Origin of the sequence: Myxococcus faecalis (genome assembly GCF_050039385.1) — a bacterium.
Taxonomy (GTDB): Bacteria; Myxococcota; Myxococcia; order Myxococcales; family Myxococcaceae; genus Myxococcus; species Myxococcus fulvus.
In genome coordinates this window covers 5,030,197-5,054,757 of record NZ_CP144336.1, presented here as the reverse complement: position 1 = coordinate 5,054,757, position 24,561 = coordinate 5,030,197, and the positions used below count along the sequence as shown (strand labels likewise).

The following is a 24,561-nucleotide window of genomic DNA, read 5'->3' as shown; positions in this document are numbered from 1 at the left end:
TGCAAAGTCGCCGCAACGGGGACCGGCCAGGGGTTTCGTGGACGCGATGTGGAAGACGAGAGGCGGCCGGAGACGGCCTGCATGAGGGGACCCGAACGAAACCTCCCAACCAGGTGGTGACCCCGGAAGCATGACTCCGAGGCCCAGGGGCGACGGTAGCGCCACACTCCGCGTTGCGGAAGCCGCATGACGGGCGGCGGACTCTGTCCGACAGCCACCTTCCTCCGGGCTCGGGGTCGGAAGACCCCGGCCGGTGTGTTCACTGCCCGCGCAGGGGACTGACGGGCGCCCGACAATCATCCGCCCGGGGCCGGAAATCCGGCTCCGGATGCGTTTCAGTGGAGGCAGCCCGGGGTGTCACCTGCGCCATCGGGCAGCCGCGCATGGAGAAGCATTCGTCCGTCAGCCTCCGCTTGCCTCCTCCCGACGAGGGCCCGGGTCCCAGCGTGGAGCTGCTGGCGGAGAGCCGCCGCGCTCGCGCCAGCGCCGAGCTCGCCAGCGCGCGCATGCGAAGTCTGCAGTCGCTCACGCTCGCCCTCTCCGGCGCCCTCACCTCCGAGGACGTCGCCCGCGCCGTCGTCGTGGAGGCCGTGCGCACCCTGGAGGCCCAGACCGGCGGCCTCTACCTGCTGGAGGCCCGGGGCTCCACCCTGGAGCTGGTCCACACCGTGCGCTGCCCCCCGGCCATCGAGGCCGCCTTCACCCACGTCCCCCTGGGCGCCAACGTCCCCGTGGCCGAGGCCGTGCGCACCCGCGCGCCCCTGTGGCTGTCCGACTTCGCCACCCTGGCCGAGCGCTTCCCCATCGCGGCCGACCCCGCCCGCCCCGAGCACGGAGACCTGTCCATCGCGTGCCTGCCCCTCATCGCCCGCGACAGGACGGTGGGCTGCCTGGCCTTCATCTGGGGCCGCGCGCACGACTTCGACGAGGAGGAGCGGGCCTTCATCGACATGCTGGCCCAGCAGGCCACCATGGCCCTGGAGCGGGCCCGGCTGCTCGCCGCCGAGCGCAGCCAGGTGGAGCGCGTGGGCCTGCTCCAGCACGCCACCGCCATGCTCGCCACGTCGCTGGACCTGGGCCACACCCTGCGCGGCGTCGCGCTGGGCCTGGTCCCCACCCTGGGCGACTTCTGCATCATCGACGTGATGGGGCCGGACCACGAGGTGCGCCGCACCTTCCACGCCGCCACCCCCGAGTGCGCCGGCCTGCTCGCCGCCAGCCACTGGCGCCCCCCGGAGCGCCCCGGCACGCCCATCTGCGCGCTCGCCAGCGGCCAGCCCGTCTTCGCCCCCCAGGTCGACGCGGCCTGGGTGGAGTCCACCGCGTGCGGGCCGGAGACGCTCGCCCTGCTGCGCACCCTGGCCCCCACGTCCTGGCTGTCCGTCCCGCTGGACACGCCCGAGGGCGTGCTCGGCGCGCTCACGCTGGGCCACTGCCTTTCCGGCCGGCACCACACGGCCGAGGACCTGGAGCTGGCGATGGAGCTGGCCCGCCGCGCCAGCGCCGCCGTGCAGAACGCCCACCTGTTCCACCAGACGCAGCAGGCGCTCCAGCTGCGCGACGAGTTCCTCGCCATCGCGAGCCACGAGCTGAACACGCCGCTGACGGCGCTGAAGCTCCAGCTGTCCCGGCTGCGGCGCATGTCCTCGGACGGGGAGGTGCGGGCGCGCACCACGTCCGCCGTGCAGCAGGTGGACCGGCTGGGCCGGCTGGTGCACGAGCTGCTGGAGGTGGCCCACCTGTCCGAGGGCCGGCTGCACCTGACGCCCGAGCCCGTGGACCTGGTGGACGTGTGCCGGGAGGTGCTCACGCGCTTCACCGAGGAGAAGGAGCGCGCGGGCGCCACCATCTTCCTGCGCGCCGACGGCGCCGTGTCCGGGCGCTGGGACGCCTCGCGCGTGGACGGCATGGTGACGCACCTGCTGTCCAACGCGCTCAAGTACGGCCTGGGCCGCCCGGTGGAGGTGGAGGTGGCCTGCATCCCCGGAGACCTGGCGCGACTGGTGGTGAGGGACCGCGGCATCGGCATCCCCGCCGAGCAGCTCGCCCACCTGTTCCAGCGCTTCGGCCGCGCGGTGCCGCTGAGGCACTACGGCGGCTTCGGCCTGGGGCTGTGGTTCTCCCGTCAGGTGGTGGAGGCCCACGGCGGGCACATCCACCTGGAGAGCTCACCGGGGCTGGGCACCACCGTCACCGTGGAGCTGCCCAGGACGCCGGAGACGGCATGAGCCCCAGGCCCGCTCACGCCGGAGCGGTGGAGGGCACCTGGGAGCGCTGCGCGGTGCCGTGCGCCAGCTCCTCCCCCAGCGCGTGCGGGTCGAAGTACGCGTAGAAGCGGCGGATGTGCTCGCCATCCCACTCCAGGATGGAGACGCCCTCGTAGGCCACGGCCGCGCCGTTCTGCGCGGTGCCATGGGACTCCCACTCGAGCGCCACCCGGTCCCCCGCCTCAATCATGTTCCGGAAGGACGACTTCACCTGGCGCAGCGTGGCCTTGTACTCGCGCCAGAACTGACGCGCGCCCTGCTTCCCCTTGAACACCCGGGAAGAGGCCAGGTTGCTCACATGGGCATCGTCGCTGAAGAGCGCGACGAGCGCCTCCAGGTCGCCGTCCTCCTCCAGGCTCGACAGTGCCTCCACGAACCGCTGCGCTCGCTCCGTCGCCATGCGCGTGTCCTCGCTCGCCCCTGGGTGGAAGGGGGCCCATGGAAGGAGACTGCGCATGCGCCATCCCGGGTGCCTCCCCCTCCCGCCTGCCCTCCGGTGCGACGGGGGAGCTCCGGTCAGCACGCTGTCCAGGCACTCAGGTGCCCCGGGCCCGGGACCACTCCTCGCGGTTCCAGCCGTTGCGCAGGTAGCGTTCACGCCTCGACTCGGGGAGCGCCTCCCAGGCCACTCCCCGCGCCAGCTCCGGCGGCGTGTCGAAGAGGCCCACGTGCTGGCGGTCCACGGCCTGCGTCGCGCGCTTCGCCGTGAGGCCCTTCATCTCGTAGCCCAGCCGCAGCTCGGCCTTGTTGCCCTGTCCCTTCACGTCGACGAAGACGCCCCCGCCGAACTCCGCCTCCCTCAGGTTCAGCTTGCTGTAGCTGCCCGCGTGCTTGCCCACGCCGACGGACAGCTTGAGGTCGCCGTCCGAGGAGTGGCTCACCGAGAACAGGCCCAGGTCCACCTTCACCTCCGACTGGAGCTGGCCCTTCGAGTCGCGTGTCACCTCCAGCCCCACGGGTCCGCCCTTGAGCGCCACGCCGCCCGAGGACTTCAGGTCCACGCGGCCCCGCGAGTCGAGCCGTGCCTCGCCGCCCACGAGGAGGTGGTCGTGCTGCAGCTCCGCCTTGCCATTCAGGGAGAAGGTGCCGCCGGGGCGCTCGCCGAGCAGCTCGCGCTGACGGGCATTGATGGCCTGGTAGACCCAGCCCGTGGACCCCGCGGTGCCCACCGCCAGGCGCCACTCCTTCGCGAGCGCCTCCCGCCGGGGGTCCTCGCGCGACAGCCCCAGCATCGAGTCCGACAGCCGCGCCTCCCGGGGCGGGCCCAGCTTGCGCAGCTCGGGGAGGCCCTGGGCCTGCTCGACGGCCTGGACGTAGCGGCCGAGGTAGGCGGCGTGGTCGGCCAGGTACGTCCTGCCCGCGGTGACGGCGTGCTCGCTCACGGCCTGCCGCAGCGAGTCTGGCAGGGCCACGTCGTGACGGAAGAAGGCGGGTCTGCCCGGGTAGCCCAGCGGCCCCGACGCGGGCTCCCCCGCGAGCCGCTGGAGCATGCCCTTGGCGTGGGCCTGCTCCAGGAAGGACGCACGCGCCTCGGGGGTCTGCTCGGCCAGGAGGGTCTTCAAGAGGCCCTCGCGCTCCATCCGCTCCAGGGTGGCGCGGTAGCCCTCCGGCGGGAGCTGTCCCAAGAGCGTGTGCACCGTGCGCACGTCCGCGTCGCTGACCGTCCAGTCGCCGAGGCTGCGCGTCAGCCTCGCCTGGAGGTCCGGGTAGACGTCCGCGGGGACCTCCGCGCTCCGGGCCCGGAGCCTGCCGCCCAGCGCCGTCAGCTCTCCGGCCGACACGGTGGGGCCGGTGTCCCGGGACGTGCTCCCTGGCTGCGGAGGGGACGGGGACTTCGAGGTGGGTTCCTTGAACGGCTGCACCGCGTTGCGCTCACGGGCGGCCGGGGTGGGGGGATGAGGAGGGGGCCGCGCCGGCGTGGGCACCTCGTCAGGGACCAGGTCGAGGGCCAGGGCGTTGCTGCCTGCTGTGTCGATTCGGGACATGCGCTCGCTTCCGCAAAGGGGACCTCCGGCCGCACTGCACCGGGCACACCAGGGTCCACTCCGAGCGGCGCGCGGGCCCTCGGCGCCTCACGCCATCGCCAGTTCCGGACGTGAAATCTCCCGGCACGGACGTCCTCGCGCGCGAGGTCGGCGCGAGTCAGGCGACCACGGCGGCGACGGCCCGGGAGTCGAGCGGCAGCTCCAGCGTGAAGGTCGTCCCGGTGCGATCCCCGCTCTCGATGCTCACCCGTCCACCATGGGCCTGGGCACAGCCCCAGACCAGGGTCAGCCCCAGGCCCCAGCCCTTCGAGGGCCCCTCGCGCGCGGAGCGCGTCCTCGAGAACGGCTTGAAGAGCAGGTCCTGGTCGGACTGGGAGAGGACCCGGCCCTCGTTGTGGACGGAGACCCTCGCGCCTGAAGCCGTCCGCGCGACGGTGAGGGTGACGGGGGAGTCGCTCGCGCCGTACTTCACCGCGTTGCTGGTCAGGTTCCAGAGTGCCCGGCGCAGCTCGTCCTCGCTCCAGAAGCCCTCGACGGGCGCCTCGGCCACGAGGAGGAAGCGCTCGCCGTGGATGGTGCTCAGCTCCTCGATGACCTCCCGGGCGATGGCCCGCAGGTCGCACGGCGCGAACTGGAGCGAGAGCTGCTCCCCGGCGCGCAGGCGGTTGGCGTCGAGCAGGTCCCGCACCATGCGGTCCGTGCGCTCGATGTTCTGGTCGATGCGCCGGGCCAGGTCCCGCCGCTCCTCCATCATCTCCGGCCGGCGCAGGAGCAACTGCGCCGCCACCTTCGCCGCCGACAGCGGCCCCCGCAGGTCATGGGCCAGGACGGAGACGAAGCGCTCCCGGAGCACCCGCTCCTCCTGCAGGGTGTCGACCTTCGTCTGCAGGTCCGCGTACAGCTTCGCGTTGTCCAGGTGGATGGTGAGCCGCTCGCCCAGGGACTCGAGCCGCCTCCGCTCCCGGGCCGTGAAGTCGCGCGACGCGGCGGCGCCGACGTACAGCACGCCCCTCAGGGCGTAGTGCGTGGCCAGCCGGATTCCCAGCAACGAGGAGAGCCCCTCGCGCCGCAGGTCCTCGCTCACCGCCATCGGCGTGGCCTCCGCCTCCTCGCCCGAGCCGGGGTCCTCGTCCACGACGCCTCGAGTGGTCGCGTATCGCGCGAGGGCCTCCATCGCCACGCCCGTGGAGACCACCGTGCCAAGACCGGGGAGCGGGGTCTCCTTCAAGAGCAGGGCCGCGCCCTGTCCCCCCAGCGCCTCCATGATGAGCTCGAGGACCTCCCTCAATCGCTCCTGGAGGGAGGCGGCGTCCACCTCCAGGGCCTCGTTGGCCACCTTCTGGATGAGCCGCAGGTAGCGCTTCTCCGCCTGCTCATCCTCCCGCATGTGCTCGCTGAACAGCGCGATGACGCTCGCCGAGGCCGCATGCAGCTCACCGAGCAGCCGCTCGACGTCCTCGACGTCGGGCCGCGCCTGGGGCGGGGCCTCGGCCCACATCCTGGAGATGCACCTGCCCAGGAGCGCGAACTCCTCGACGACCTCCGCGACGTGGAACCCCTGGCGGAGTCGCGCGGCCACATGGCCCTCCACGTACTTGCGCCGCTCAGCGAAGGTGGTGGCCGGCGCCTTCGCGTCCTCCGCGAGCGAGGCCAGATAGGTCGGCATGATGTTCTTGAGCTCGGGGGCGTCCAGGTCTCGGGCGGAGGCGGCCCGGGTCGCCTCCTCGGTCCACAGCCGGACGATGGCGTCGTAGTGCCGGTGGATGATGTCAGCGATGCGGTTCATCGTGTGGCCCCATCGTTCTGCCGCACGGAGACGCCATCCCGTGCATTCCTGGAGAGGGGATAAGGCCTGGGCCTCCCGGAGGTGAGCGGGGAGAGCGCCGGGCCCGCGGACCACCGTTCGCTGGCATACACGCCCCGGGGAGGTCGCGACGGGTGCCCGAGTGGGGGAGGGCATCCCGCCCCGAGGACCGAGGACCCATCCCCGAGCCCCCTCGGCGGGCGAGTGGCCCGCCGCTCCATGTCCGCGGCCGCCTCCGTGTCCATCCTCAAGAAGCTCAACCTTCCCCTTTCAAGCTGTCCTTCTCGCGAGTCGCGCGGCGGGCCGCCCGAGGTCCGCCATGCCTTCGTACACGGTCGACATCCCGCTCCATCTCCACCACGCATACTGGCAACTGCCCAATGAGATGCGCATGGCCGTCGCGCTGCATCTGCTGGCGATGGCGGAGCTGGCGCCCCGGAGATACTCCGCCGTGGACGGGGGGCCGAGCCGCAGTGACATCGCCGGCCTGGACGCGGGCGAGCACCTCGTGGAGCTCGGCGGGCTCTGGTTCTCCTATCGCATCACCCCTCAGGAGAACCTCTTGCGGTTGCTGGATTTCGGGGGCACGACGCGGGGTGTCTCCGCCCCCGCGCCCTCCACCTGGAGGAACCACCTGCTGGACCAGGATGTCTGGACCAACGAGGGCGGCGGCAGCCATGCCCTGGCGCGGGGTGACGACGTGGCGGGGACCTGAAGCCTCCCGCGCGCGGAGCACGCGCGTGGGCCCGAGCGGGCGTGGCCTCCTCTTCAGTTCATCGTGGAGCCGCGCAGCCGCGCCCTCAGCACAGCGGCCTCGTCCGTGTCGCGCAGCACCACCAGCGTCTGCACGTAGTACGCGAGCGCCCACAGGTTCTCCTCGGGAATGGCTCCCTTCCACGTCGGCATGGCCGCGCCGCCCACGCCCGCCGCGATGACCCGGTAGAGGTCCTCGCGCTGACGCTCGGGAGTGTACGGCGCGCCTTCGATGGTTTCTCCCACGGGCCAGATAGTGCGCAGGGGCTGGAAGAGGAAGTCTGGCGGGAGCACTTTCTGCGTGCGCGTGGGCTCGCCGTTCGCGTCCACCTCCACGGGGTGGTCGGACTCACGGACCTGCGCGGTGTAGGGGTCCACCTTGGACAGGTCCACGGCGCGACCCGAGGCCTTCTTCATCAACGCGGCGAGCTCCGCGCGCGGAAGGTACGCGACGTGACAGCTGGCGCAGCCCGCGTTGCCCGCGCCCGACACGTGGTAGGCGACGCGGCCCCGCTCGATGGCCTCCGCTTCACGGCCTCGCCATGGGTCGGGTGACATCTCCAGCGGCTTGCCCGGAGCCTCTTCCTTCCAGCGAGGGCTGAAGGTCTTGAGGTATTGCACCACCGCGTCGAGGTCCGCGTCGGGCACGTCCCACGCGAACATCGGCGTGCCATGGAGCCCTCGTCGCAGCGTGCGCTTCAGCGCCTCGTCCGTGGGCAGCTCTCCGACGGAGACGCCGCCGAACTTGAACAGTCCCTGACGGAAGCTGCGAGGCACGGGCCGCATGCCCCGTCCCGCCGGGCCCTGTCCGTCGCCCTGCGCTCCGTGACAGGAGGCGCAGTAGTACGCGTACACCGAGTGCCCACGCACCAGCGTCTCCGCGGAGAGGACGCGGCCGTCGGCGAGCTTCAGGGGCTCGAACGTGGGCGAGCTCTTCGAGCGACACCCCGCGAGCGACACCAGGAGCAGCAGGGCCGACAGCACACGAGAGGTCATGGGAGGTACACCGCGATGAAGAGGAACACCCACGTCACCGTCACGAAGTGCCAGCCCAGGGCCCAGGTCCGCCACGAGGCTCGCACGTCCGCTCCGCGCAGATGACGCCAGCAGCAGGCGAAGAGCCCGACCTCCACCGCGAGCACGTGCAGCGCGTGCAGCGCGGTGAGGCCATGGAAGGCCGACGCGGACACGCCGCTCTCGGGGATGCGCAGGTGCTCGGTCCACCAGGCCCGGTGCATCCACATCGCCTGGAGCACGAGGAACCCGAGCCCCGCGGCCCACACTCCCCAAGTTGCCCACAGGGGACGAGGGCCCTCGCGGCGTGAGCCCAGGTGCAGGGCCGCGCTCCCCGCGACGAGCAGGAGCCCCGTGAGGCCCAGACCCCACGTGGGCACCCGCGGCGACGGCCACGCCTCGCGCATCCGGTACCAGCCCACCGCGAACACGAGCGCCGCGAAGAACATCGCCCACGCGGACAGGCCCAGCACCGTGCCGAGCCACTGTGTGGCCTCGGCCCGGGTGTCCGCTTCGGGCCGCGGGCTCATGACGTGCGCTCCAGGAGGGGCAGCGGGCTGCTGATGGCTGGAGACTCCGCGGGCAGCGCCTCCGCCTGTCCCACCCAGTCGCGGCCCAGCTGCTCCAGCACCTCCGGCTGGGACAGGGCATGTGGCCCGCGCAGCACGACGGGGAGCTGCTCGAAGTTCTCGTCGCTCGGAGGGCTGGCCGCGCACGTCCACTCGAGCGTGCCCACCTGCCACGGGTTCGCGTCCGCCACGCGCCCGCGCCAGAGCGTCCACACCAGGTTCACGACGAACAACACCTGCGCGGCCCCGAGCAGGAACGCGCACGCCGTGGTCCACTGGTTCAGCGGCAGCAGGTGCTTCAGGTACGTGTACTGGTACGGGTCATAGAGCCGGCGCAGCTGTCCCGCGTAGCCCGCCGCGAGCTGTCCGCCGAAGACCCCGAGGAACAGCACCGCGCTCGACACCACGTGCGCCTTCGCGAGCCCTTCGTGAAGCTGTCGCCCGAACATCTTGGGGAACCAGAAGTACAGCCCCGCGAAGACCCCCAGGAAGCTGGCCGCGCCCATGGTCAGGTGGAAGTGCCCCACCACCCACAGCGTCCCGTGCAGGGGCACGTCCGTGGCCACCGCTCCCAGCGCGAGCCCGGTGATTCCGCCCAGTCCGAACACCCCCATCGTCGAGAGCGCCGCGAGCATCGGCGAGGTCAGCCGCACGCTGCCGCGCCACAGCGTCATCAGCCAGTTGAGGAACATCACCTCCGCCGGCAGCGAGATGAGCAGCGTCAACACCATGAACGTGCGCCCCAACAAGGGCGACATCCCGCTGGTGAAGAGGTGGTGCGCGTAGACCAGCCCGCTCAGCGCGGACACCACGCCCATGGCCCCCGCCGTCAGGCGATAGCCGTGAGCGGGCTTGCGGCTGAAGAAGGACACCAGGTCCCCCACCATGCCCCACGCGGGCAGGATGAGGATGTAGACCTCCGGGTGGCCGAACAGCCAGAACAGGTGCTGGTACACCACCGGGTCCCCGCCGCCGCCCACCGCCGCCGCGCCCGCGATGAAGAACTGTGTCCCCAGCAACCGGTCCATCAACAGCAACACGGTGGCGGCCGCCAGCACCGGCACGAAGAGCACGTTCAACACCGACGCGAAGAACAGGCCCCACACGGTGAGCGGCAGTCGGCCCCAGGTCATCCCGGGCGCTCGGCATCGCGCCACCGTGACGACGAAGTTCAGCCCGTACGTGAAGGCCGAGACACCCGCGCACAACACCGCCACCGTCACCAACGTCTGGCCCAGGCCCGGGGTGAACGCGGTGGTCGACAGCGGAGGGTAGGCCGTCCACCCCGCGCTCGCGGGCCCCAGCCGCACCGCGAACGAGAGGAGCACGAGGGCTCCGCCCAGCGCGTAGACCCAGAAGCCCAGCGTCGACAGCCGGGGGAACGCGAGCCTCCGCGCGCCGATGGCCAGGGGCAACACGAAGTGCCCCAGCGCGCCGAAGAGCAGCGGCGTCACCGCGAAGAAGATCATCACCAGGCCGTGCATGGTGAAGACGGAGGTGTACGTGGGCGGCGTCAGCGCGCCTCGGGACTCGGGCAGCGCCCACGCGAGCCCAGGCACGGGCTGCCCCGGCCACGCCCACTGCCAGCGGATGAGCAGCGCCAGCAGTCCGCCCAGGAGGAGGAAGCCCAGCCCGCTCCACAGGTAGCGCCGGGCCACCTGCTTGTGGTCGACGCTCACGGCGTCCTCCAGTCCCAGCCCCAGTGGGCCGCGACGTCGTCCGCGTCGTACGCCTGGAGCGCCTGTCGCCCCGCTTCGCGCAGCCACGCGGCGTACGCCTCCGAGGACAGGGCGCGCAGCTCACCGCGCATCCGGTAGTGGCTGGTGCCGCAGTGCTGGTAGCAGGCCACCTCCCACGTGCCCTCGCGCTCGGCCTGGAACCAGGTCTGGTTCACGCGGCCTGGAATCGCGTCCACCTTCACGCGGAAGTGCGGCAACGAGAAGCCGTGCACCACGTCCGTGGAGACGAGCTGCACCCAGACGGGGACGCCGGCGGGGACCCGCAGGTCGTTCCACGTCACCACGTCATCGGGCGTGTTGAAGCGGCCGTCCTCGCCCGCGTAGCGCGCCTCCCAGGACCACTGGTGCGCGTTGATTTCGATGCGCACCGTGCGCGGGTCCTCGGCGGGGACCTGGAGGTTCCACAGCACGTCCCGCAGGTAGCCCTCCGAGCCCACCAGCAGCGTCCCGTCCACGATGAGGAACGTGGTCAGCGCCAGGCCGAGGACGAAGGCGATGGAGCGCTTGGTGCCTCCGTCCGAGGCCGCGCGCTTCGCGCCCCGGAAGCGCCACACCGCGATGAGCATCCATCCGAGCGCAATCGCCGCGAGGCCCGCCTCGAAGCGGTGACTCCACCCGAGCAGCGCGTCGATGCGAGGGCCGTGGGTGCTCGCGTTCTCGGGCAACGCGAGGGTCTTCAGCCCGGAGGGCGCTTCCGTGTCCGTCGAGACAGGGGCGGACCCTTCGACGGGGGTGCTCATGTCGGGTCCTTCCGGGTGTCCTCACGGCTGGCGCGACGCACGGCCCACACGCCCACGCCCAGGACCACGAAGGGCGTGAGCATCAAGCCCACCACGAGCAGCACCGAGCGCACCGCGGACTCCGGCTCCCTGAGCGAGCACGTCGCGCAGGCCCAGGCCTCCACGGGCAGCAGGGCCAGGAGTGCCAGCGCGAGGGCCGCGGCGGCGTGCGCCTGGCTCGCGACACATCGACGAGACGTGGTGCTCCGTGAGGGCTTCATGCCCGACATCGAAGACCGGGCGGTCCACCGGCGCCAGCCGCCTCGAGGGGACTCGCCGCCTCGGCCTTCCTCGGGCGTCGGGTGGAAAGCCAGAGGCGCGGTGGCATCTCGGAAGGACTCATCGTCCCGGCAGTCCTCCCAGGTTGGGGCGAGCGACGGGCGCGCAGAGGCGCCTCGAGGAGGCTCGTGGCCTCGGCCTCCTCTGGGGATTGAGCGTGGCGCGGTTGCGTTTGTTCGGGGGAACTCGTCGACCCAGCCGTCCTCGGGGCAGCACGCCGGTCGAGCCTCGGACCGGACGAAGATGCCTCTGCCCGCTCCCGGGAGGCGGGATGCGGCTCGTCGACCCTGGTTGGAGCGCTCACCGTTCATCACCGCCCTCCCGGCTAGCACGCGGGAGTGACCGTCTCAAGCCGAGGCCCCCTGGGCTCGGCTGCCCACCGGGGTGACCTGCCACCGGCTACACCTCGCGAGTAGGCGGGTTGGCCCCTGCGACACCTCGGCGCTTGTGCGCTCCCAGGCCTTTCGTTAGTCCCAGGCCCATGTCCGCCGAATCGCCCCTCGCGCTCCCCCAGGCCCGTCTCACCCAGCGCCCCGCCTTCTGGGCCGGCCTGGCCGTCATCGCCCTGGGACTCACCGCCGCCCTGGGCCTGTCCCTGGTGCGCGGAAGCAGCGAGCCGCTGCCCCGGCTCGGCACCCTCCCCGACTTCTCGTTCACCCGGCAGGACGGACAGCCCTTCGGCAATGCCCAGCTCCGCGGGCACCCCTACATCGCCAACTTCATCTTCACCCGCTGCCCCACCATCTGCCCCGCGTTCACCCGGAAGATGGCGCACGTGCAGAAGAGCACCGACGCCCACGGCACGGGCCTCCAGCTCGTCTCCTTCTCCGTCGACCCGAAGTACGACACCCCCGAGCGCCTCGCCGAGTACGGCCAGACGCACGGCGCCAACTTCGCCCGCTGGAGCTTCCTCACTGGCGACTACGCCGTCCTCCAGGACGTCATCGTCCAGGGCTTCAAGGTCAGCATGGGCCGCGAGGCCGGCGCCCCCGAGGATGACCTGACCTCCATCTTCCACGGCTCCCACTTCGTCCTCGTGGACTCGAAGGGGGAGATTCGCGGGTACTACGACAGCGCCGACAGCGACTCGACGGACCGGCTCCTCGTCGACGTGAAGCGGCTGATGCGCGAAGAGGCGTGAGGCGAGCGGGGCCCGTGGATCCGGGATGATTGATCCGCGGAGCGGCGCTCCCATCGCGCGTGTGAGGCCGCCAGTTCGCCGCTCCCCTCCGGCCACGCCACGAATCACCTGGCCTCGCGAGCCGGGTGGACTCAATCACTCACAGTATGACTTCGGGCTCCCGATTCTCGAGGAATGAGGATCATCCGGCCCGCCCTGCCGCGTGAGCCGAGCCCGAGCGACAGCTCGACCCTCGCGGGTATCGGCCCGTCCGAAGCGCAGGCCGCGCTCCGCATGGACCCAGGACGGGCCCCGCCTCCTGCGCGGGACCCGCTCCCGTCTCCACCCCGTGAAGCCGAAGGGCCGGCCCCGCGTGGCGGAGGACCGGCCCTCGTCGCATGCCCACAAACCGAAGGGCCGGCTCCTCTCGCTCGGAGGACCAGCCTCTCGCAGGCACAGCAAAGCCGAAGGGCCAGCGCCTCCCTCTCGGAGGTGCGGCCCTCGTCGCATGCCCACGAACCGAAGGGCGGCGCCTCTCGCTCGGAGGACCAGCCTCTCGCAAGCACAGCAAAGCCGAAGGGCCAGCGCCTCCCTCTCGGAGGTGCGGCCCTCGTCGCATGCCCACAAAGCCGACGGGCCGGCCCCGCGTTGGCGGAGGACCCACCCTCGTCACCTGTCCACAAACCGAAGGGCCGTCACCTCTCTCGGAGGACCGGCCCTCGTCGCATGCCCACAAACCGAAGGGCCAGTCCTCTCTCGGAGGACCGGCCCTCGTCACATGCCCCGCAAAGCCGAAGGGCCGGCCCCGCGTTGGCGGAGGACCGGCCCTCTGGCTTGCCACCTCATCGCGCCAGGGGCGCGAGGTGCCTTACTCGATGAAGGCGGCGTGGCGCTGCGCGATGATGTTCTGCACGTTCTGCTGGCCGAGGACGTTGTCCGTCCACGCGCCCACCTTCTCGGCGCCAGCGCGAACCTGCTCGGCGACCTTGGTCACGTCCTCGATCTTCGAGGTGGCCTTCGCCAGCGCGCCGATGCCGCCGATGGGGCCCTCGCCGACCAGCGACGTCACGCCCTGCTTCAGCAGGCCGTCCACCACCGGGGCCAGGAACTTGCCCACGTAGGGGATCTTGTTGATCTGCTCGCTGATCTTGTTGGTGATGGGCTCGATGATCTCCGAGGCCGGCTTCTTCAGGAAGCCCAGGAGCTTCTCACCGAACTTCGCGATGCCACCGGCGATGCCGCCGACCTTCTCCGCCGCGGTGCCAACGGTCTTGATGACGTTCTGGAACAGCTTCGCGGGGTTCAGCTTGTCGAACAGGCCCATGGTGACACCTCAAAGTTCGCGGGGGACGCGGAAGTTTTTTGGGAGAAGGAAGACTCGAAGTGATTCTCGACAGGGCGGCTGAATAGTTTCCGCCAGAATTTCCGTGAGAATTTCTCCGGACTTCCGCCCCCCGGGGCAGGACCTCAGGCCCTGCCACCACCGCCCCGCTTGATCTGATCCAACATCGCCTGCCGGGCCGCGGCGTCCTGGTTCCCCCCCGTGGAGGGAGCCTGGGTCGTCGTCGACGGAGGCGCGTCCGCGTTCAGGGAGGGCTTGCCCGCGGTGCCCGGGGTGGACTTCTCGAACTTGGAGTTGTCGAAGTCCGGCGCCGACCCGGGCAGCTCGCCCTTCATGCCCCGGATGAGCAGATCCGCGGCCTCATCGGAGGTCACCGGGGTGATGCCGTTCTTCTTGAGCTCCTCGTCGGGGACGATGTTGAGCTCCGGCTCCAGGTCCTTGTCCTGCGCGTACTTGAGGACCAGCTCGACGTAGTCCTCCAGCTTCATGCCGACAGCCTTGGCGATCTTCTTGGTGTCCGCGTCGTTCAGCAGCTCGGCGCGAACGACCTCGATGGGCCGCTTGAGCCCGCGCTTGGGCTTGGCGGGGGCGTTATCCTGAGACATGTGATGCTCCGACGAAGAAAGGACGTGGGCGAAACTCTAGCCCAGTTTTTCTCGTTCACACATTCTCGCCCCCGCCTCCCCCTGACGACAGCGCCGTGAGGGCTCGCTGGTAGGTCTCCAGGTCCGCCTGGGAGAAGAGCACCACCGTCACCTTCTCCAGCTGGGGCAGCCGCCCGAGCGCCGCCCGGATTTCCCGGAGCGCGATGAGCGACGCCCGCTCGATGGGGAAGCGATACACGCCCGTGGAGATGGACGGGAACGCCACCGAGCGCAGGCCGTGCTGCTCCACCAGGGCGAAGACGCTCTTGTAGCACCGCGCGAGCGTGGCCTCCTCGCCCCGAGCCCCCCCGCCCCAGACGGGCCCCACCGTGTGGATGACGTGGCGGGCGGGCAACCGGTAGCCCTTCGTCAGCTTCGCCTGGCCCGTGGGGCAGCCATGCAGCAGGCGGCACTCGGCCAACAGCTCCGGCCCGGCCGCGCGGTGGATGGCGCCGTCCACGCCGCCTCCGCCCAAGAGCGCGCTGTTCGCCGCGTTGACGATGGCGTCCGCGTCGACGCGGGTGATGTCACCTCGGATGAGCTCCAGGGTCATGGCCTCTCCTCTTGCCACGGGTGGGCCACGGACGACGCCTCCGGCGACCGCGCCTGACTCGAGGCGCGGCGGGCCGGGAGCACGGGTCCTCAGCGCGGCGAGGCGTTGCGAGGCGCCGACTTGCGCGTGCTCGACACGGGCTTGCGCGCCTTGGGGAAGGTGCGCGTCACCGTGCCGGGGCGGCGGGCCTCGGCGGCGGCGCGGGCCTTCTCCTCGGCGGCGCGGGCGGCGGCGGCCTTCACCGCGAGCTGCTCGGCCTGGAGCGCCCAGCGCCGACGCAGCAAATCCCGCAGGCCCTCCTTCTGGAGGTCCACCTGCGCCTGATGCAGCCGGTAGTGCAGGTCCTCGCGCAGGGTGCCGCGCGCGAGCGCCGCGTCCGCCGCGCCCGACACGCCCACCACCACCTTGGGCCGCTCCTCCTGCATCTGCAGGCAGCGCAGGATGAGCCCCTGCGCCTCGCGCCCCAGCTTCACCGCGTCCGGGATGAACACCACGCCGTTGCGCTGGCGGAGCGCGTTGGCCAGGTCCGCGGCCTGCCGCACCTCCACCAGCTCCACGTCGAAGCTGCGCGCGGCCTCCTGGGCCCAGCTGCGTCGCTCCTCCTCCGTGCCTCCGTGGATGATGAGCGAGGCACGATTGCAGACGAGCTCTTCTTCTCGGTAACCGCTGAGCGTCACCGGCAAACCCCCTGCTGCCTGAAGCGTGGAGGCCGGATTCTAACGCCCCCCCGGGTCCTCCATTCAACGCCCCGGGTATCCTGGCAGGTGGGGCTCGGAGCGACCCACCTGAAAGCCCTTTCATGTGTACCTGGGTGACAGCTGTCTCGGGGCTGTCACGAAGCAGGGACCACCATGACGGGGCGACGGCAGCGCGCCACCAGCTCCCGGGCCACCACCACGGGCAGCGCGTCCGGGGCCTGGGAGGGCACGCCCGACGTGCCCAGGCACACCAGGTCCACGCCCTCGCGCTCCGTGGCCTGGCAGATGGCCAGCGCGATGTCCTCCCCGGACACGCCCTCCACGCTCCAGCGCAGCGCCCGCGCGCCCTCGTCCCGGGGCACCAGGTCCCACAGCCGCTGGAGCGTCGCCTCGTGCTCGCGCGGGGGCTCGGGCAGCACGCCGGAGTGGTCCATGAAGCCCGTCTCGCCGAAGCGTCGACGGTGCACGTGCAGCAGGTGCACCCGGCCTCCCGGCCCCACCATCGAGCGCGCCTGGGTGATGGCGCGCAGACACGCGTCGGAGAAGTCCACCGGCACCAGCACGCTCCTGGGAGGCTGCGCGCGACGGGGCTCGCGCAGCGTGTCCGGCACGCACACCACCGCCTGCTCCGCGTTGCGCAGCACGCCCGCGGACACCGAGCCGTGCCACCAGCGCTTCACCGGCCCCTGCGCGCGCATGCCCACGACGACCAGGTCCGCGCCGCGCGAGAGCGCCACATGCAGCAGGTGGTCCGCCGACCGCCCGAAGCCCGGCTCCAGCACCACCTCCACGCTCCCCTCGCCGAGCAGGTCGCCCACCTGCTCGCGCACCTCGCGCAGCAGCACCGTCTGCACGGCGGGGTCCAGCGCCTCCATGTCCCGCAGGCCGGGCTCCAGCACCTCCACGTGCACCGGCGTGTGGATGCCCAGCCGCTCGCGCGCCTCCAGGGGCGAGCACACGTACGTGGCCAGCACGTCGCACGGCCCCACCCGGCGCAGCTCGCGCAGGAAGCCCACCGCCGCGTCGGCCGTGGGGGACAGCGGATCCACGCCCACCACGACGAGCAGCCGCCTGCGTCCGCGCATCCAGTCCACCAGCGCGTCCGCGCGGCGCACCGACAGCACCGGTCCGCAGCCGTGTCGGGCCAGCCGCTCGGGCAGCGAGGCGCGCCGCCACGCCGACGTGCGCCAGCCCTCCGCCGCGGCCACCACCCAGCGCGAGTGCCTGCACTCCTCGTCGGCGAGCACCGCCTCGGTATCCGAGCGCACCCGGCAGCTCACCCGGCCCGGAGGCAGGTGCAGCCGCTCCGCCTGGGCCTCCAGGTCACGCTGGGCCTCCCGGCGCACGGCGTCGGTGAGGGGCTCGCCGTCCATCACGCCCACGAGCAACAGCGGCTCCCCCAGCCGCGCCGCCAGCGCCGCGGCGACCTCCACTTCGCGGGACTCCCGCGCCATCAGCGGGCTCGCACAGACGATGGCCATGGCCGCCCTCCTCGGAAGGGATGGCCGAGACTCCACCCCTGGAGGACAGATGCGCACGCCGCGCGCGGACGGGGCCCCCTCGGCGGACGGGGAGGAGCGCGGGGACCACCGCACGCCTGCTCCCCTCACACCGCGCGGACGCCTGTCCGGACGGCTACTTCACCTCCGGCCGAGGGTGGCCGTCGTGGTTGGTGTGGTCCTGCTCCTCGCCGTTGCCGCCCCGGTCATCGCTCTTGCCGAACGTGGCGAGGAACACCTGCTTGCCGTTGCTGGTGTAGCGGTAGTGCCGGCCCCACGGGTCCAGGGGCAGCGCGGGCAGGTACTTGGGGACGAGCAGCGGCTCCAGGTCCGCCTCCTCCGGCAGCACGTTGCCGTCCGCGTGGTAGCGGTTCAGGGCGTCCTCCAGCACCGCCAGGTCCTGATGGATGCGCTCCGCGTGCACCGCCTTCGAGCGCGTCAGCGCCCCCACCAGCACCGCCCCGACGAGCGCGACGGCGAACACCAGCCCCACCCAGAGGACGGGGGAGCGGCGAGAGGGCGGAGGGTGGGCATCGGAGGCGGGTGCTGTCATGCCCCCACCCTACCCGTTGAGACGCCCTGGGGCGCGAAAGACTTCGCGTGGGGCCCGGCGGCTAGAGGGCGCGGTAGAGCGGCACGGGCTGCTGCTTGCCCTTCAGGCGCACGGGAGGCAGGTCCTCGAAGGCCGTCTCCCGGGCGTCCACCAGGTCCCGGGTGCGCTCGCCCACCAGGATTTCCCCGGGGCCGGCCAGGGCACACAGGCGCGCGGCGACATTCACCGCGTCGCCGATGCAGGTGTACTCCGAGCGCACGGTGCTGCCGATGTTGCCCGCGACGACGACGCCGGAGTTGATGCCCACGCCCAGCTCGAGCACCAGCGGATGGCCCTCGCGCCCGTTGGCGGCCCACTCGGCCTCCGCCTCCACGCGCAGGTCCGTCATCGCGTCCATCATCATCTTCGAGCACTGGAGGGCACGCAGCGCGTCGTCCGTGCGCGCCACCGGGGCGCCGAACACGGCCATCAGCCCGTCGCCGAGGAACTTGTCCAGCGTGCCGCCGCACGTCAGCACCGCGTCGGACAGCCGGCCCAGGACCTGGTTGAGGACCCCGACGACCTGCTCGGGAGGCAGGCTCTCCGCCAGGCCCGTGAAGTTGCGGATGTCCGCGAACAGCAGCGTGACTTCGCGCTTCTCGCCGGTGAGCACCACGCCGTCGGCGCTCTTGAGGATTTCATCCACCACGGCCGCGGACGTGTAGCGCGCGAACAGCTTGCGCATGCGCTCCGTCTCGCCGGTGCGGCGCACGACGCTCTCGATGCGCGCGGCGAGCTCGTCCATGGACGCGGACTTGTTGACGTAGTCGTCCGCGCCGGCGCGCAGGCCGCGCACCTTCTCCGCCTCGCGGTCGTTCGCGGTGAGGATGATGACGGGCAGCCCGCGGGTGGGGCCCTCCTTGAGGCGGCGGCACAGCTCCACGCCGTCCAGGCCGGGCATCTCCAAATCACTCAGGACGATGGCGGGCTGAAGGCGGCTCATGCCTTCGAGGGCCTCGAACGGGTCCTGGAAGCAGAGCACCTCGTAGCCCAGGGCGACGAGGCCCTCCTGCACGAAGGCGCAGGCGAGCGGGCTGTCATCGACGACGACGACGCGGCGGCGCCCGTCGATGAAGGGGCGGGGGTTCTCCTGGCGGCCGGCGATGCGGTTCTGCAGGCCCAGGGCCTCGTAGATCTGCTTGTAGGTGCAGTGGCCCAGCTCCACGAGGATTTCGCCCAGCTTGCGGCCGTCGCGGCGCTGGCGGGCGAGCGCCTCCTCGAGTTGAGCGAGCGTCACGTACTTGAGGCCCACGAGCAGCTCGCCCAGCGCGGGCTGGGAGGGGCCCTTGTCGTGGTGCAGGCCCAGGGCCTCGCCGAGCGCGTCCTGAATCTGCTCCCGGGTGACGTAGCCGAGGGAGATGAGGGCCTCGCCCACGCGCTGACCGGTGAGGGCCTGGAGGGCCAGGGCCTCCTGCACCTGCACGGGCGTGACGATGCCCAGCTTGAGCAACAGGTCACCGAAAAGGGGGCTGGATGCGCTCATGTGGGGGCGGCCTTCCGCGTCCAGGAAGCCAGGGACGCAAGGACCGCAGCGTATCCGACCTGCCCCCGGTCCGGGAGGACTCCCACCACCGTGACCAGGCCCCTCACGTCCGGAGCGGGCGAGGCATCCAGGACCCGCCCGCGTCGACGCTCAGCGCGGGGCCACGTCCGGTAACGGCAGCTCCACGGTGAAGGTGGAGCCCCGGCCGGGCTGGCTCTCCACGCGGATGCCGCCGCCGTGGGCCTCGACGATGCGCTTGGTAATCCAGAGCCCCAGCCCCAGACCCTTGAAGTGCTGCGCGGACTCGGTGCGCTCGAAGCGCTCGAAGATGCGCTCCTGGTCCTCCTGCGCCACGCCGATGCCCTCGTCGCGCACCGCGAGCGCCGCCACCAGCCCCCGCGCCTCCACCTGCACCGTCACCGGCCGCCCCGCGCCGTACTTCGCCGCGTTCGACAGCAGGTTCACCAACACCTGCTCCAACCGCAGCTTGTCCCAGTGCCCCAGCACCTCCACGTCCGCCACCAGCCGCACCTCGCTGCCCGCGCGCGCCAGCTCCTCGGACATCCGCGACACCAGCTCGCGCGTCAGCGCCGCCAGGTCCAGCTCCTCGCGATTGAGGCTCAGCCGCCCCGCGCTGATGCGCGACACATCCAACAGGTCGTCGATGAGCAACCCCAGCCGCTGCCCCGCCCGCGCCGCCTTCTCCGCCCGCTCCGCCAGCCCGCTCGCCGCCATCGCGTCCTTCGCCATCCGCGCCAGCAGGTGGATCTGCAGCTGCAGGGCGTTGAGCGGCGACTTCAGCTCGTGCCCCGCCACCGACAGCAGCTCGTCGCGCGCCTTCACCGCCTGCGTCGCCGCGCCGTACAGCCGCGCGTCCTCGATGGCCAACGCCGCCCGCGCCGCCAGGCTCTCCAACAACGCCCGCTCCTCCGCCGTGTACTCGCGCCCCCGCGCCTCGCGGATGACCCCCAGCGTCCCCAACACCCGCCCCCGCGCCCCCAGCGGCACCACGATGAGGCTCTGCGGCCCATACCGCTCCAGGAATCCCACCCCCTCCGGCGAGCGGTCCCCCCGCAGCTCCTCCGCGCTCAGCCGCGGCACGAAGAGCGTCTTGCCCGTCGCCACCACCCGGCCCGACAGCCCCTCCCCCACCCGCGCCGGGTCCCTCCGCAACGCCTCCTCCAGCACGCCACGCGCCCGCGGATCCGGATGGTGCGCCGCCACCACCTCCAGCTGCTCCCGGTCCTCCCCGAGCAGCTGCAGCACGCACCCACCCCCCAGCGCCTCCGACACCTTGCTCGCCAGCACGTCCAGCACCGTGGGCAGGTCCAACCCCGCCTCGGCGATGAGCTGGCTGACCTGCACCAGCACGTGCAGCCGCGCCGCGCCCCGGCGGCTCTCCTCCTCCGCCGCGCGCGCGTCCCGGAACAGCCGCGCGTTGTCCATCGCCAGCGCCGCGCGCCGCGCCAGCTCCTCCGCCAGCGACACGTCCGTCACGTCGAAGGGCGCCCGCTCCGAGTCCCGCACGAAGGTCAGCGCCCCCAGCGTGCGCTGCCGCGCCACCAGCGGCGTGAGGATGACCGTGCTCGCGCGCCAGGACGCGCCGGGCTTCGCGTCCCCGGGCGCTCGCGTCCCGCGGGTCTCCAGCCGGGACTGCCCGCTCGTCAGCACCCGCGACAGGAGCGACGGCTGCCCCGCGTCCAGCGGGAAGCTGGTCAGCTCCAACACCCGCTCCGCCTTCTCCGGGTCCGCGTGCAGCACCGCCAGCCGGCGCACCACGCCGTCCTCGTACGAGTCCACCGCGCACCCGTCCGCGAAGTGCCCCAACGCCAGCCGCGCCACCCCCGCCACCGTCTCCTCCCAGCTCAACGAGCCGGACACCAACGCGCTCGCGTCCGCCAGCAGGCTCAGCCGAGCCCCCAGCGCCTCCGCCTCCAGGCGCGCGGTGTGCTCGCGCTCGTACAGCCGCGCGCGCTCCAGCGCCTGCCCGCACTGCCGCGACAACCCCACGAGCGACGCGCGCTCCAGCGCGGAGAACGCCTTCTCCCGCTCGAAGCCGAAGGCCAGCGTCCCGAACACCCGCCCCTCCACGAACAACGGCAGCAGCGCCAGCGCGCGGGGCGGCCCCTCCCCCAACGGCCCCGCCAGCGTCGGGTAGCGCTCGCGTATCGCCGCCACCGTCTCCAACCACACCGGCGCCTCCGCGCGCTTCGCCGTCTGCGCCAGCAGCTCCTCGCCCCCTCGGGGCAGCTCGCGCAGGGGCTCCACCAGCGCATCCGGGACGCCCACCGCCGCGACGAGCTCCGAGGCCGCGCGCCCCTCCGCCGTCAGGTGCACGATGCCCGCCGTCGCCTCCACCGCGGGCAGCCCCAAATCCAGCACGACATGGGCCACCTCCTCGCGCGTGAGCGTCTGACCGAACGCCTCCGTCACCGCCTGGAGACGGCTGAGCCGCAGCACCTCCGCCTGCTCCACCTCCGCGCGCGCCCGCGCCACTGCCTCGCGCGTGCCGACCACCGCCCACTCGCGCTCCAGCGCCAGCCCCGCCAGTCGCGCCTGCAATCCCAGCCGCGCCAGCTCCTCGTCCGTCGGCACCCGGCCCTCGGGCAGCACCGCGCACAGCACCCCCACGCCGCTGCCCGGCTCCACCCCCGCGAGCAGCGGCAGCGCCACCAGCACCTCCCGCTCCGCGTCCAGCGCCACGTACGGCAACAGGCCCCCGTCGATGTCCCGCAGCCCATCCAGCAGCCGCTCGCCCCGCGCGCGCGCGGCGTCGACGGACAGCCCCGGCGTGACGAGCACGTGCGCTTCGCTTCCGTCCTCTCGCCAACACATGAAGACGTCGGACACGGCGAGGGCGGACGCGGCCTCACGCAGCAGCGCCTCCAGCACCGCCTCCACGGACGGCGCGAGGGACAGCCGCTCCAACGTCCGCGTCACGCGGTCCTCGGCGGCTCCCCGGTTGCTCTCGGGCACCTTCATGCCCACACGTCCCCCCAGCCAAGGCCCACCGGCGGGCCCCACCGCGAATCCCCAGTGTCCCATGTCCGCTGTGCTCGCGAAACCCGCGCGCGCCTTGTACCCGGGAACAAGTCGTCCGGGCGTTCAGTGGACGAACACTCGGCCCTCAGTGGGCGAACACGTTGAAGAAGGCGAAGAAGATCTCCAGGACGATGAGCAGCACGATGACCGCCTCCAGGGTGTGCGAGCGGTCGATGTCCACGTCGCCCTTGAGCAGGCCGTACGTCTGGGCGAGCAGTTGCTGCTTGCGCGTCACCGAGCCCTGCCACGCGGGGATGCGCATGCGGCGCACCGCGGCCTCGTAGACCTTGGCCAGGTAGAAGTCGCCGATGATTTTCAGGCTGTTGTCCACCCGCTCGATGAACTCGTTCAGGTCCACCAGCGTGCCCAAGGTCTGCCGCGTCAGCGTGCGGTACGGACTGCGGAACAGCCGCGTCCACCCGTGGCGCTTGGCCTGCACCTCGTCGTGGATGCGCGCGATGTGCTCGTCCAGCTTCTCGTCGAAGTAGCGGAACTCCAACAGCTGCGCGTTGGCGATTTCGAGCAGGTCCGGGATGTCCCCGGAGCCCGACGGCTCGTAGACGAACGCGCTGTTCCAGTCGATGACGACCAGGTCCTTCACCGTGTAGCTGAAGCGCACCTGGGTGACGGCCTCGCTCTCCCGGCGCGACAGCGGCGTCTCCCCGTTCTCCCCCAACAACAGCCGCGCCAGGTCCGCCTTCTCCAGGAGCTCCTCCGCCGTGGGGTTGCCCCGGATGCTCTCCGCGAAGATGACCGTGTAGCTCTCGTTCTGGTCCCACAGGTGCGCGCCCTGCACCGCCGGCGCAATCGTGCGCCGCACGCCCTCCACCCAATCCAGCGCCAGGTCCTCCAGCGCCTGGCTGTCGTAGAGCTCGTCCGCCACCCGCGTCAGCTGCTCCAGCGACGTGCCCGGCACCACCGGCACCCGCAGGATGATGGACGCCGCGCCATGGTCGAACAGCCGCGCGGTGGCATCCACCGTGACAGGACCGTCACGAAGCGCCAGCGCCCGGCGCCCCAACTCATACGCCAGCGGCGGATTGGGCAGCTGCAGGTACTGGCCATTCTCGCGCGACAGCTTCAGCCGGCGGGTGTCCTCCGAGACGGCCCTGCGCGCCCGCTCGAGGTTGATCTCCTCGGCGATATCGAAGGTCCGGTAGCACAGGATGTGCGCCTTCTCGAAGAGCAGGGGAGACTCGGCGGCCATGGTGCGCTGAAGCCTAGCCGCTGCCTCCCACCCTTCCGCGCGCCAGGTGCCCTTCCTCGCCCGCATGTCCGGGAGGCGTCATTCCACCCACGGCCACTTCACGCGGGGCCCCCGGGGGACCACCCCACCCGTCCTCCCACGTCACATTGTCGATGTTTCAGCGGCCGAAGCCTGTCACCCCCGGCTTCGCCTCATTCCTCTCACCCTCTTGGATGTCAGGACAGGCGCGCAACGCCTGCCATGACCGGGGCCGGGGGAAGACTCACCGCGCGGGAGACGGGGGCCGGGCGCCGGGCGGGAGCAGCTCCGTGCGCACATCCCACAGCTCCGGGAAGAAGCGCAGGTCCAACGCCTTGCGTAGGAAGGACACGCCCGTCGAGCCACCGGTGCCCTGCTTGAACCCGATGATTCGCATCACCGTCATCATGTGACGGTAGCGCCAGAGCTGGAAGCGCTCCTCGGTGTCCACCAGCTTCTCGCACATCTCGTACGCGTCCCAGTGCGCTTCGGTGTCCTCGTAGATGCGACGGAACACCTCCACCACCGCGGGGCTCTTCTCGTACGGCTTCTTCCAGTCGCGCTTCGCGTGGTCCTCGGGAATCGCGTGGCCCTTGCGAGCCAGGTAGCGCAGGAACTCGTCGTAGAGGCTGGGGGACTCGAGCAGCCGCTCCAGCTCCCCGTGCACGTCCGGCTGGTGGCGGAAGGGTCCCAGCGCGTTGGCGTCCTTGTTGCCCAGCAGGAACTCCACCGCGCGGTACTGCCAGCTCTGGAAGCCCGACGCGGGCCCCAGCGCGTCACGGAACTCCAGGTACTCATTCGGCGTGAGCGTCTCCAGCACGCTCCACTGCTCGAAGAGCATCCGCTGGATGTTCCCCACCCGCGCGAAGATCTTGAAGGAAGGCTCCAGCCGGTCCGCCTGGACATAGCGGATACACGCGCTCAGCTCGTGGATGAGCAACTTCATCCACAGCTCGCTCGTCTGGTGCTGGATGATGAAGAGCAGCTCGTCGTGGTGCGGTGGCTGCGAGCGCGGAACCTGCGCCGACAACACCCGGTCGAGCTGTAGGTATTCACCGTACGTGGTCCGTCCGGCCAGGTCGGTGATGATGCCAGGCTCCAGATCTCGTTTGTTCATGGGCCCGGGCATTCATGCCCCTGCGAGCCCCCGCGGGCAAGACTTCCCGTACGGGCG

Annotated in this window: 21 protein-coding genes; 3 read left to right on the top strand and 18 right to left on the bottom strand. The window is 71.7% G+C overall.

Annotation, left to right across the window (positions count from 1 at the left end; genetic code table 11):
• Positions 1 to 383: 383 nt before the first annotated feature.
• On the top strand, positions 384 to 2,228 hold the full coding sequence (locus VZQ01_RS20235; RefSeq protein WP_223750988.1) for a sensor histidine kinase: 1,845 nt from the start codon (positions 384 to 386) through the stop codon (positions 2,226 to 2,228).
• A 13-nt stretch (positions 2,229 to 2,241) separates the two neighbouring features.
• On the opposite strand, the gene VZQ01_RS20230 is transcribed toward VZQ01_RS20235, so the two are convergent.
• From VZQ01_RS20230 to VZQ01_RS20220, 3 genes are all read right to left on the bottom strand, one after another.
• On the bottom strand, positions 2,242 to 2,667 hold the full coding sequence (locus tag VZQ01_RS20230; RefSeq protein WP_141332492.1) for a nuclear transport factor 2 family protein: 426 nt from the start codon (positions 2,665 to 2,667) through the stop codon (positions 2,242 to 2,244).
• Between the two features lie 136 nt (positions 2,668 to 2,803).
• Complete coding sequence (locus VZQ01_RS20225; protein WP_426748719.1) at positions 2,804 to 4,252, bottom strand: hypothetical protein; 1,449 nt, start codon at positions 4,250 to 4,252, stop codon at positions 2,804 to 2,806.
• Positions 4,253 to 4,409: 157 nt separating this feature from the next.
• Positions 4,410 to 6,038: a GAF domain-containing sensor histidine kinase gene (locus tag VZQ01_RS20220; RefSeq protein ID WP_426748718.1), complete on the bottom strand. Its 1,629-nt coding sequence runs from the start codon at positions 6,036 to 6,038 to the stop codon at positions 4,410 to 4,412.
• A gap of 337 nt (positions 6,039 to 6,375) precedes the next feature.
• Between VZQ01_RS20220 and VZQ01_RS20215 the strand changes: the two genes are divergently transcribed.
• Positions 6,376 to 6,771, top strand: coding sequence for a hypothetical protein (locus VZQ01_RS20215; RefSeq protein WP_426748717.1), 396 nt, complete (start codon positions 6,376 to 6,378; stop codon positions 6,769 to 6,771).
• A gap of 53 nt (positions 6,772 to 6,824) precedes the next feature.
• Here the strand turns inward: VZQ01_RS20215 and VZQ01_RS20210 are convergent, their stop codons facing one another.
• From VZQ01_RS20210 to VZQ01_RS20190, 5 genes are read right to left on the bottom strand one after another with little or no spacing between them, the layout of a single operon-like run.
• Positions 6,825 to 7,805: a c-type cytochrome gene (locus VZQ01_RS20210; protein WP_426748716.1), complete on the bottom strand. Its 981-nt coding sequence runs from the start codon at positions 7,803 to 7,805 to the stop codon at positions 6,825 to 6,827.
• Entirely contained in the window at positions 7,802 to 8,353 is a 552-nt protein-coding gene (locus tag VZQ01_RS20205) for a cytochrome c oxidase subunit 3 (RefSeq protein ID WP_223784160.1), read from the bottom strand. The genes VZQ01_RS20210 and VZQ01_RS20205 overlap by 4 nt, the downstream gene beginning before the upstream one ends.
• Positions 8,350 to 10,071: a cytochrome c oxidase subunit I gene (locus VZQ01_RS20200; RefSeq protein ID WP_426748715.1), complete on the bottom strand. Its 1,722-nt coding sequence runs from the start codon at positions 10,069 to 10,071 to the stop codon at positions 8,350 to 8,352. The genes VZQ01_RS20205 and VZQ01_RS20200 overlap by 4 nt, the downstream gene beginning before the upstream one ends.
• On the bottom strand, positions 10,068 to 10,871 hold the full coding sequence (locus VZQ01_RS20195) for a cytochrome c oxidase subunit II (RefSeq protein WP_426748714.1): 804 nt from the start codon (positions 10,869 to 10,871) through the stop codon (positions 10,068 to 10,070). Before VZQ01_RS20195 ends, VZQ01_RS20200 begins: the two co-directional genes overlap by 4 nt.
• Entirely contained in the window at positions 10,868 to 11,131 is a 264-nt protein-coding gene (locus VZQ01_RS20190; protein WP_267698577.1) for a hypothetical protein, read from the bottom strand. The genes VZQ01_RS20195 and VZQ01_RS20190 overlap by 4 nt, the downstream gene beginning before the upstream one ends.
• A gap of 539 nt (positions 11,132 to 11,670) precedes the next feature.
• On the opposite strand from VZQ01_RS20190, the gene VZQ01_RS20185 reads away from it, so the two are divergent.
• The gene (locus tag VZQ01_RS20185) at positions 11,671 to 12,330 is read left to right on the top strand and encodes an SCO family protein (RefSeq protein WP_223750979.1); all 660 of its coding nucleotides are present in this window, start codon (positions 11,671 to 11,673) and stop codon (positions 12,328 to 12,330) included.
• 847 nt (positions 12,331 to 13,177) lie between these two features.
• Here the strand turns inward: VZQ01_RS20185 and VZQ01_RS20180 are convergent.
• The 10 genes from VZQ01_RS20180 to VZQ01_RS20135 all read right to left on the bottom strand — a co-directional run bounded on the left by VZQ01_RS20180 (position 13,178) and on the right by VZQ01_RS20135 (position 24,516).
• The gene (locus VZQ01_RS20180; RefSeq protein WP_194869542.1) at positions 13,178 to 13,633 is read right to left on the bottom strand and encodes a hypothetical protein; all 456 of its coding nucleotides are present in this window, start codon (positions 13,631 to 13,633) and stop codon (positions 13,178 to 13,180) included.
• A gap of 143 nt (positions 13,634 to 13,776) precedes the next feature.
• A complete protein-coding gene (locus tag VZQ01_RS20175; protein ID WP_141332586.1) occupies positions 13,777 to 14,256 on the bottom strand; it encodes a hypothetical protein in 480 nt (159 codons plus the stop codon).
• A gap of 55 nt (positions 14,257 to 14,311) precedes the next feature.
• Entirely contained in the window at positions 14,312 to 14,848 is a 537-nt protein-coding gene (locus VZQ01_RS20170; RefSeq protein ID WP_267698579.1) for an O-acetyl-ADP-ribose deacetylase, read from the bottom strand.
• Between the two features lie 89 nt (positions 14,849 to 14,937).
• The gene (locus VZQ01_RS20165) at positions 14,938 to 15,525 is read right to left on the bottom strand and encodes a Fis family transcriptional regulator (RefSeq protein WP_141333031.1); all 588 of its coding nucleotides are present in this window, start codon (positions 15,523 to 15,525) and stop codon (positions 14,938 to 14,940) included.
• Between the two features lie 155 nt (positions 15,526 to 15,680).
• Positions 15,681 to 17,027: a universal stress protein gene (locus VZQ01_RS20160; RefSeq protein ID WP_223784161.1), complete on the bottom strand. Its 1,347-nt coding sequence runs from the start codon at positions 17,025 to 17,027 to the stop codon at positions 15,681 to 15,683.
• 154 nt (positions 17,028 to 17,181) lie between these two features.
• Complete coding sequence (locus VZQ01_RS20155; protein ID WP_426748713.1) at positions 17,182 to 17,598, bottom strand: type II secretion system protein GspG; 417 nt, start codon at positions 17,596 to 17,598, stop codon at positions 17,182 to 17,184.
• Between the two features lie 61 nt (positions 17,599 to 17,659).
• Positions 17,660 to 19,120 carry an adenylate/guanylate cyclase domain-containing protein gene (locus VZQ01_RS20150; RefSeq protein ID WP_267698580.1) on the bottom strand — a complete coding sequence of 487 codons (1,461 nt, stop codon included), beginning with the start codon at positions 19,118 to 19,120 and terminating at the stop codon, positions 17,660 to 17,662.
• 150 nt (positions 19,121 to 19,270) lie between these two features.
• Positions 19,271 to 22,102, bottom strand: coding sequence for a GAF domain-containing protein (locus VZQ01_RS20145; protein WP_408888603.1), 2,832 nt, complete (start codon positions 22,100 to 22,102; stop codon positions 19,271 to 19,273).
• 145 nt (positions 22,103 to 22,247) lie between these two features.
• Positions 22,248 to 23,369, bottom strand: coding sequence for a hypothetical protein (locus tag VZQ01_RS20140; protein WP_267698582.1), 1,122 nt, complete (start codon positions 23,367 to 23,369; stop codon positions 22,248 to 22,250).
• Between the two features lie 262 nt (positions 23,370 to 23,631).
• A complete protein-coding gene (locus VZQ01_RS20135; RefSeq protein ID WP_426748712.1) occupies positions 23,632 to 24,516 on the bottom strand; it encodes a tryptophan 2,3-dioxygenase in 885 nt (294 codons plus the stop codon).
• Between the last annotated feature and the right edge of the window lie 45 nt (positions 24,517 to 24,561).

What these genes read in the sequence shown, in the direction of transcription:
- VZQ01_RS20235 (WP_223750988.1), top strand. Translation starts at nt 384, where the DNA reads ATGGAGAAGCATTCGTCCGTCAGCCTCCGCTTGCCTCCTCCCGACGAG.
- VZQ01_RS20230 (WP_141332492.1), bottom strand. Translation starts at nt 2,667, where the DNA reads ATGGCGACGGAGCGAGCGCAGCGGTTCGTGGAGGCACTGTCGAGCCTG.
- VZQ01_RS20225 (WP_426748719.1), bottom strand. Translation starts at nt 4,252, where the DNA reads ATGTCCCGAATCGACACAGCAGGCAGCAACGCCCTGGCCCTCGACCTG.
- VZQ01_RS20220 (WP_426748718.1), bottom strand. Translation starts at nt 6,038, where the DNA reads ATGAACCGCATCGCTGACATCATCCACCGGCACTACGACGCCATCGTC.
- VZQ01_RS20215 (WP_426748717.1), top strand. Translation starts at nt 6,376, where the DNA reads ATGCCTTCGTACACGGTCGACATCCCGCTCCATCTCCACCACGCATAC.
- VZQ01_RS20210 (WP_426748716.1), bottom strand. Translation starts at nt 7,805, where the DNA reads ATGACCTCTCGTGTGCTGTCGGCCCTGCTGCTCCTGGTGTCGCTCGCG.
- VZQ01_RS20205 (WP_223784160.1), bottom strand. Translation starts at nt 8,353, where the DNA reads ATGAGCCCGCGGCCCGAAGCGGACACCCGGGCCGAGGCCACACAGTGG.
- VZQ01_RS20195 (WP_426748714.1), bottom strand. Translation starts at nt 10,871, where the DNA reads ATGAGCACCCCCGTCGAAGGGTCCGCCCCTGTCTCGACGGACACGGAA.
- VZQ01_RS20190 (WP_267698577.1), bottom strand. Translation starts at nt 11,131, where the DNA reads ATGAAGCCCTCACGGAGCACCACGTCTCGTCGATGTGTCGCGAGCCAG.
- VZQ01_RS20185 (WP_223750979.1), top strand. Translation starts at nt 11,671, where the DNA reads ATGTCCGCCGAATCGCCCCTCGCGCTCCCCCAGGCCCGTCTCACCCAG.
- VZQ01_RS20180 (WP_194869542.1), bottom strand. Translation starts at nt 13,633, where the DNA reads ATGGGCCTGTTCGACAAGCTGAACCCCGCGAAGCTGTTCCAGAACGTC.
- VZQ01_RS20175 (WP_141332586.1), bottom strand. Translation starts at nt 14,256, where the DNA reads ATGTCTCAGGATAACGCCCCCGCCAAGCCCAAGCGCGGGCTCAAGCGG.
- VZQ01_RS20170 (WP_267698579.1), bottom strand. Translation starts at nt 14,848, where the DNA reads ATGACCCTGGAGCTCATCCGAGGTGACATCACCCGCGTCGACGCGGAC.
- VZQ01_RS20160 (WP_223784161.1), bottom strand. Translation starts at nt 17,027, where the DNA reads ATGGCCATCGTCTGTGCGAGCCCGCTGATGGCGCGGGAGTCCCGCGAA.
- VZQ01_RS20155 (WP_426748713.1), bottom strand. Translation starts at nt 17,598, where the DNA reads ATGACAGCACCCGCCTCCGATGCCCACCCTCCGCCCTCTCGCCGCTCC.
- VZQ01_RS20150 (WP_267698580.1), bottom strand. Translation starts at nt 19,120, where the DNA reads ATGAGCGCATCCAGCCCCCTTTTCGGTGACCTGTTGCTCAAGCTGGGC.
- VZQ01_RS20145 (WP_408888603.1), bottom strand. Translation starts at nt 22,102, where the DNA reads ATGAAGGTGCCCGAGAGCAACCGGGGAGCCGCCGAGGACCGCGTGACG.
- VZQ01_RS20140 (WP_267698582.1), bottom strand. Translation starts at nt 23,369, where the DNA reads ATGGCCGCCGAGTCTCCCCTGCTCTTCGAGAAGGCGCACATCCTGTGC.
- VZQ01_RS20135 (WP_426748712.1), bottom strand. Translation starts at nt 24,516, where the DNA reads ATGCCCGGGCCCATGAACAAACGAGATCTGGAGCCTGGCATCATCACC.